Raw genomic sequence first — 6,310 nt, forward strand, 5'->3', positions numbered from 1 at the left:
ACTTCGATTTCAAGACATCCTACACTGACTGTAGGAGGGATTAACTATGAAAATTGAAGTTTGGTCAGACTATGTCTGTCCGTTCTGTTATATCGGCAAGCGCCGTCTAGAAGAAGCGCTCGAACAGTTCCCGCACGCGGACAACGTCGAAGTGGAGTTCAAGAGCTTCGAGCTCGACCCGAACGCACCGACGTCGGACTCGCGTTCGATTTACGAAGCACTCGCGAAGAAATACAACATGCCGCTCGATCAGGCGAAAGGCACAACGGCCCAAGTCGCCGCCCAGGCCCGCACCGTCGGACTTGAGTACGATTTCGACAACATGGTCGTCACGGGTACACTTGACTCACACCGGTTGACGCACTATGCGAAGACGGTCGGAAAAGAGAAAGAATTGTCAGAAGCGCTCCTTAAGGCGTATTTCGTCGACGCGAAACATATCGGCGACCACGACGTCCTCGTCGAGATCGCAACAAGTGTCGGACTCGATGCCGACGCCGTGAAAGACGTGCTCGCTTCAGACGTATACACAGAAGACGTCCGCGCTGAAGAGAAGCGCGCGAGCGACCTCGGCATCACCGGTGTCCCGTTCTTCGTCTTCGATAATAAATATGGCGTCTCTGGCGCCCAGCCGACCGAGGCGTTCACGCAAGTGCTCGAGAAGACGTGGGCCGAATCGGCACCGACGCTTCAAGTGCTCTCGGGTGGCGCGACGTGCACGGACGATAACTGCGATATTTGATGTGAAACGAATAAAAGCAAAGCATTCGCCCATATTTGGACGAATGCTTTTTTGTTAATTTAAATCTTTCATCATATCCTCAAATGAAATGGTTTCAGAACGTTCTTTGTGCCTATGCATTGCTTCGTTGTAAAATTTCAAATCGAGTTCATTCTCGATACGTTCAAAGACAGTGTCCCGAACGAGAGTCGAGAGGGAGAGGTTCTTAGACTTTGCATACGCTCTAATCAGACGCTCGTCTTCTTCGTTGAGTTCAAAAGATATCGTCCTCATACAATCGACCTCCTATATGGAACATTGTATTACAAAATGGAAATGTTCATGTAGTCAAAACTTATATCTCTCGGAAGCCGAATCCCGGCTTCTTTTTTGTAGCTTTCTAAATCGTTCTGAAGGATAATTATTATTACCTAATAAGAATCGAGGACTTAACCATATGTGGAAAAATCGCAACGTCTGGATCATCTTGACCGGGGAGTTCGTCGCCGGTCTCGGGCTTTGGCTCGGCATCATCGGCAACTTGGAGTTCATGCAGGAGAAAGTGCCGTCTGACTTCGTCAAGGCGCTCATCCTCGCTGGCGGATTGCTCGCCGGGGTCGCCATCGGGCCGCTCGCCGGCCGTCTCACCGACCAAGGCTCGAAAAAGAAAATCATGCTCATCTCAAGTATTGTCCGGGCGCTGAGCGTTCTATTCATGTTCGTCGCCATCGAGACGGGAAGCGTGCTGTGGATGGTCGTCTTCCTCGTCTTCCTGCAAGGGTCGGCCGCGTTCTACTTCCCGGCACTCCAGGCCGCCATCCCGCTCATCGTCAAGGAACGGGAGCTGCTCGCCTTGAACGGGGTGCATATGAACGTGTCGACGCTGTCCCGGGTCATCGGGACGGCCATCGCCGGCATCTTGCTCACGCTCATCTCACTTCGGGACGTCTACGCGCTCTCGCTTGTCGCTTATCTGCTTCTCGCCGTCGCGACGTGGTTCTTGAAGATCGACGAGACGACCGTCCCGTCTGCGAAGAAAGTGGACGCGAAATCGTCCGGCGGGTTCAAGGACGTCTTTCCAATCATCAAATCGATTCCGGTCATCTTTATGACACTCGTCATGACGCTCATCCCGCTCCTCTTCATCGGTGGGTTCAACTTGCTCGTCATCAACATTAGCGAGCTGCAAGATTCGACGGCAATCAAAGGATGGATTTACACGGCCGAAGGGATTGCCTTCATGGTCGGTGCGTTCCTCATCAAACGGATCGGTGAGAAGTTCTCCGTGTTCTCCATCTTGTTCACGTTCTCGTTTTTGATTGGAATCGCCCAGCTCATGCTTTACTTCGCCGACATCCCGGCCGTCTCGATCGCCGCATTCGTCTTGTTCGGCTTCTCGGTCGGTTGCTTCTTCCCGACGGCCGTGACGATTTTCCAGACACGGATGCCGAAAGACTATCACGGCCGCTTCTTCTCGTTCCGGAACATGCTCGACCGGATCGTCTTCCAAGTCGTGTTGCTCGTCACTGGCTTCTTCCTCGACTTGATCGGCTTACAGCTCATGGTCGTCTTGTTCGGGATCAGCTCGATCCTCATGACGGCAGCGTTCCTCGTCTATACGCGCAAACACAAACTTCATATCGAACCGGACGAGGCCGAACGCCTCTCTTCATAAAAACAAGCGGTGACCGATTCGGTCATCGCTTGTTCGTGTCTTCGATGTCACGCCACCAGTTGGTCGTGTCGTTCCGTCCGTCGAGTGTGATCCGCTCACCGATTCGTGGCGTGAGCACGTCCTCTCGTGGTAAGAGCCCCACCATCTGCTCAGCTGGGTCGAACCAGGCATGGAACGATAGCGTGAACGCGCCCCAATGGATCGGGAGCATCTTGTCGGCTTTGACGTCACGGAACGCCTGTGCCGTCTCACTCGGTTGCATGTGCACGTCCGGCCAGCGCTCATCGTATTGTCCGCATTCGAGCGCGGCGAAATCGAACGGTCCGTACGCATCGCCGATTTCTTTGAAGTGTGGTCCATACCCGCCGTCCCCGCTGAAGAACAGGCGGTCCGTCTCGCCGAGGACGACCCATGACGCCCAGAGCGTCGCGTTGCGGTCGGTGAGCGAGCGGCCCGAGAAGTGCCGAGCCGGCGCACAGACGAACGTCCATGAGCCGAAGTCAAACGTCTCGCCCCAATCGCGCTCGACGATGCGTTCCGCCCCGACGCCCCACCGTTTCAAGTGGCTACCGACGCCGAGCGGGACGATGAAGACGGCGACCTTGTCTTGAATCGCTTGAATCGTCGCATAGTCCAAATGGTCGTAATGGTCGTGCGTGAGCAAGACGACATCGATGTCCGGCAAGTCGTCGAGCTCGAACGGCAAGTCTTCGCTGAACCGCTCGTTCTTCGCGAACGGGAGCGGCGATGGGCTCCGGCCGAACATCGGGTCGACGAGCATCGTCTTACCGTCCATTTGGACGAGCATCGCCGAGTGTCCGAGCCAATAGATGCGTGTGAAGCTTGAACCGAGTTTCTCGCTGAAGTCGATCGGGACGACCGGTAAGCGCTCGCTCGGTTTCCGGAGCGAGTCCGGATTCAAATATTCCTTCGACATCGAGATCATATCGTCCGATGAGAACCGCATCGGCGTCTCGAGCTGATTCTGGAACTTGCCGTTCACCAGGTTCGGCGACCGGAGCGCCTTCGGCTTTTTCCCGAGCGGTTTATATTGCGTGAGCACGGTACCTGTCACGGCAGCCAGGCCCATCAATGAAAATAATAGTGTCTTCTTCAATTCCATCCACTCCTCTACCTTATTCATTATACGGCACCAACGCCGATTCCCCTGTTTTCGAATACAAAAAAGACGGCACAGGCCGTCTTATGAGTTCTGTAAAATCTTGATGTCATTGACGATATCCTCGATTGGCACGTCTTGGAATCCTTGATACGCCTTGATGATTTTCCCGTCCTGGTCGACGAGATAGAACCACGTCGCGTGATCCACTTGGGTGCCTTCTGACGGTTTGCGGACGAGCGCTTTGAAGTTTTGTTGCGCGAACGCCTCAATCTCTTCTTGCGAATAGCCCGTCAAGAATTGCCAATCGGCTTTCGCCAAGTCGTAATCAGCCATGAACGCTTGAATCTTGTCCGGCGTATCGACGGTCGGGTCGACGCTGAACGACACGAATTGGACGTCTTCGACGCCTTCCTCGACGAGCGCTTCATTGAGTTTCGTCATGTTGTACGTCATCGGTGGACAGACCGTCTCACAGCTCGTGAAGACGAAGTCGGCCATCCAAACTTTGCCCTTCAAATCGTCCAGACTAACCATCTCTTCATTTTGATTCATATAGTCGAACGACTCGATCTCCCAATTGAGCGGGTCTTCAATCTCCTGGCCGCACGCGGCGAGCACCGCCATCAAGCTGATCAATCCGATGAGCATCCATTTCTTCACACGTTCCATCTCCTTCATTGTCAATTGCGTCTCACGCGCCAGACGAGGAGCGTGATCAAAGTAAATGCCGTCAAGGCAAGGAACGGAATCGTCACGAACCCGAACCAGTTGATGTATTGCACGTTGCACGGTACGCCTTGCACGCACGGCTTGATATCGGCGAAACCGGGTACTTTTTGAACCAAATAATGGTACAGTGAAACCAGGCCTCCGAGGATGGAGAGCGGCAATACATACTTCTTCACCGCCCGGTCGTCCGTGAACACGGCGACCCCGAGCAAGATGACGAGCGGATACATAAAGATGCGTTGAATCCAGCAGAGCTCACATGGCACGAACTCGCGAATCTCGCTGAAATAAAGACTGCCGAGCGTCGCCGTGAGGGCGACGAGCCAAGCGAGATACAGACCATAACGGGTCAAGAATGACTGCTTCATGGCGTGCCTTGCTCAATCAATCGCTCAATCGTCTCGTAATCGAACGGGTCCTCGAGCATGACGCCGTTAATCATGATTGACGGTGTGAACTGGACACCGTGCTCTTTAACGAGCCCGTCATCGAGACTCACCTGTTCGAGCACCGTCGAGTTCTCACTCAAATCGTCCTCGAGCTTCGCCACGTCGACCGATGTCGTCTCGCTCGCAATCTCTGTCAACCGCTCAACCGTGACCCATGCCTCGTCGTGCTGTTGACTCGCCGGTTGCGCGTCGTAAAGCGCCTTATGGAACTCCCAGAACGCGTCCGGGTCTTGTTTATACACCGACTCAGACGCGAGCGATGCCAAAATCGACTCTTGTCCGTGGAACAGGACGTTGATGTAGCTGAAACTGATTTTCCCTGTATCGATATAGTCTTCTTTCAACTTCGGATAGACCGTTTCGCCCCACTGTTTACAAGACGGGCATTTGTAATCCCCGAATTCGACGACCGAGACGGGTGCGTCTGCATCACCGAGCGTCGGCTGACCTTCCGTCGACACGTGTTCTGTCGTCGCCGGTGCCGCCGTCTCGGCTTGTTCGGTCGGTTGATTCATCAAGACGACCACGACGGCCACGAGGGCGACCGCGAGCAGTGTCGCGATGACTAATAGTTTGTTCTGTTTCAATCGTTTCACCTCTATTTGTATCGATTCGTCTTTCATTATAACGAAAGCGCTATCTGTTTCCACGAAATCGACCTTGTTTTTTCTCAACTTTGCTTCATGTCATGGAAAAAATGACGATGAACAAAGTGGATGTTGTTATTGTAGGAGGAATTTGTTCATGAAATCATTTTCGATGCGTCTCGGTCTCATTTTGGCGCTCAGCATCGCCACACTCGTTTTTTTACTCACCATCACGCTTACGTATATGACGAGTCAACGTTCCGCCGCCTCGCTCGAAGCGGAGATTGGGGAACGGTTGTCGATGACGTCGCATCAGCTCGTCGACAAGCTCGACTTTTACATGTGGTCACGCTATCAAGAAGTGCAATTACTTCAAGGGCTTGACGCCTTGAACGACCCTGCCTCGAGCCGGGCCCTGCTCGACCAGGTCCAGACGAACATCCCCGCTTTCTCGTGGATGGGCGTGACCGACGCGTCGGGGAACGTCGTCGCTTCGACGAACGGAATCTTAGAAGGCGCCAGCATCAAAGAACGCCCTGTTTTCCTCGAGGCACAGACTGAGCCGTTCATCGGCGATGTGCATGAAGCCGTGTTGCTCGCCGAGCTGTTGCCGAATCCGAGTGGCGAAGTCCTCCAGTTCGTCGACATCAGCGTCCCGCTCGTCCGTGACGGGACCTTCCAAGGCGTGCTCGCGACCCACCTTAGTTGGGAATGGGGCAATGAAGTGCTCCGCCACTTCAACCGGACGCTCCACCATCAGTCCGAGTATACCGACTTGTTCGTCGTCAGCGGACGTGACAACACGGTGTTGCTCGGTCCCGACCACCTCGTCGGCAAACCGCTTCCAACGTCATTGAAAGAAGGCTGGCACGTCGACACGTGGCAAGACGGAACTTCTTATTTGACTGGTGTCGCCACCGGTGAAGGTTATAAAGATTGAACTGCTCCCCGTCAAGTAGACAGGGCAAATAATGAAAACCGGACTATGCGGCTTGAGACCTGTATTCGACAGGGCTCAAGCCGTTT

The 6,310-nt window shown here is 54.0% G+C and carries 8 protein-coding genes; 3 read left to right on the forward strand and 5 right to left on the reverse strand.

Annotated features, from left to right (window positions below; genetic code table 11):
* Positions 1–46: 46 nt before the first annotated feature.
* The gene (locus KNP71_RS13875) at positions 47–742 is read left to right on the forward strand and encodes a DsbA family oxidoreductase (protein WP_214799020.1); all 696 of its coding nucleotides are present in this window, start codon (positions 47–49) and stop codon (positions 740–742) included.
* 54 nt (positions 743–796) lie between these two features.
* Here KNP71_RS13875 and relB read toward each other — a convergent pair whose 3' ends face one another.
* Positions 797–1,015 carry a type II toxin-antitoxin system RelB family antitoxin gene (gene relB / locus KNP71_RS13880; RefSeq protein WP_029595913.1) on the reverse strand — a complete coding sequence of 73 codons (219 nt, stop codon included), beginning with the start codon at positions 1,013–1,015 and terminating at the stop codon, positions 797–799.
* A 163-nt stretch (positions 1,016–1,178) separates the two neighbouring features.
* Here relB and KNP71_RS13885 point away from each other — a divergent pair, with 163 nt between their 5' ends.
* On the forward strand, positions 1,179–2,396 hold the full coding sequence (locus tag KNP71_RS13885; RefSeq protein WP_131471020.1) for an MFS transporter: 1,218 nt from the start codon (positions 1,179–1,181) through the stop codon (positions 2,394–2,396).
* A gap of 22 nt (positions 2,397–2,418) precedes the next feature.
* On the opposite strand, the gene KNP71_RS13890 is transcribed toward KNP71_RS13885, so the two are convergent.
* The 4 genes from KNP71_RS13890 to KNP71_RS13905 form a co-directional block, all read right to left on the reverse strand.
* On the reverse strand, positions 2,419–3,513 hold the full coding sequence (locus KNP71_RS13890) for an MBL fold metallo-hydrolase (protein ID WP_251131465.1): 1,095 nt from the start codon (positions 3,511–3,513) through the stop codon (positions 2,419–2,421).
* 87 nt (positions 3,514–3,600) lie between these two features.
* A complete protein-coding gene (locus KNP71_RS13895) occupies positions 3,601–4,188 on the reverse strand; it encodes an SCO family protein (RefSeq protein WP_029595916.1) in 588 nt (195 codons plus the stop codon).
* A gap of 11 nt (positions 4,189–4,199) precedes the next feature.
* The gene (locus KNP71_RS13900) at positions 4,200–4,616 is read right to left on the reverse strand and encodes a disulfide oxidoreductase (protein ID WP_021066760.1); all 417 of its coding nucleotides are present in this window, start codon (positions 4,614–4,616) and stop codon (positions 4,200–4,202) included.
* Positions 4,613–5,284, reverse strand: coding sequence for a DsbA family protein (locus KNP71_RS13905; protein WP_021066759.1), 672 nt, complete (start codon positions 5,282–5,284; stop codon positions 4,613–4,615). The genes KNP71_RS13900 and KNP71_RS13905 overlap by 4 nt, the downstream gene beginning before the upstream one ends.
* A gap of 157 nt (positions 5,285–5,441) precedes the next feature.
* On the opposite strand from KNP71_RS13905, the gene KNP71_RS13910 reads away from it, so the two are divergent.
* Complete coding sequence (locus tag KNP71_RS13910) at positions 5,442–6,224, forward strand: PDC sensor domain-containing protein (protein WP_251132821.1); 783 nt, start codon at positions 5,442–5,444, stop codon at positions 6,222–6,224.
* The last annotated feature ends 86 nt before the right edge of the window (positions 6,225–6,310 follow it).

The sequence above is a fragment of the Exiguobacterium sp. s56 genome (assembly GCF_018618255.1).
In the GTDB taxonomy this organism is placed as follows: Bacteria; Bacillota; Bacilli; order Exiguobacteriales; family Exiguobacteriaceae; genus Exiguobacterium; species Exiguobacterium chiriqhucha.

What these genes read in the sequence shown, in the direction of transcription:
- KNP71_RS13875 (WP_214799020.1), top strand. Translation starts at nt 47, where the DNA reads ATGAAAATTGAAGTTTGGTCAGACTATGTCTGTCCGTTCTGTTATATC.
- relB (WP_029595913.1), bottom strand. Translation starts at nt 1,015, where the DNA reads ATGAGGACGATATCTTTTGAACTCAACGAAGAAGACGAGCGTCTGATT.
- KNP71_RS13885 (WP_131471020.1), top strand. Translation starts at nt 1,179, where the DNA reads ATGTGGAAAAATCGCAACGTCTGGATCATCTTGACCGGGGAGTTCGTC.
- KNP71_RS13895 (WP_029595916.1), bottom strand. Translation starts at nt 4,188, where the DNA reads ATGGAACGTGTGAAGAAATGGATGCTCATCGGATTGATCAGCTTGATG.
- KNP71_RS13900 (WP_021066760.1), bottom strand. Translation starts at nt 4,616, where the DNA reads ATGAAGCAGTCATTCTTGACCCGTTATGGTCTGTATCTCGCTTGGCTC.
- KNP71_RS13910 (WP_251132821.1), top strand. Translation starts at nt 5,442, where the DNA reads ATGAAATCATTTTCGATGCGTCTCGGTCTCATTTTGGCGCTCAGCATC.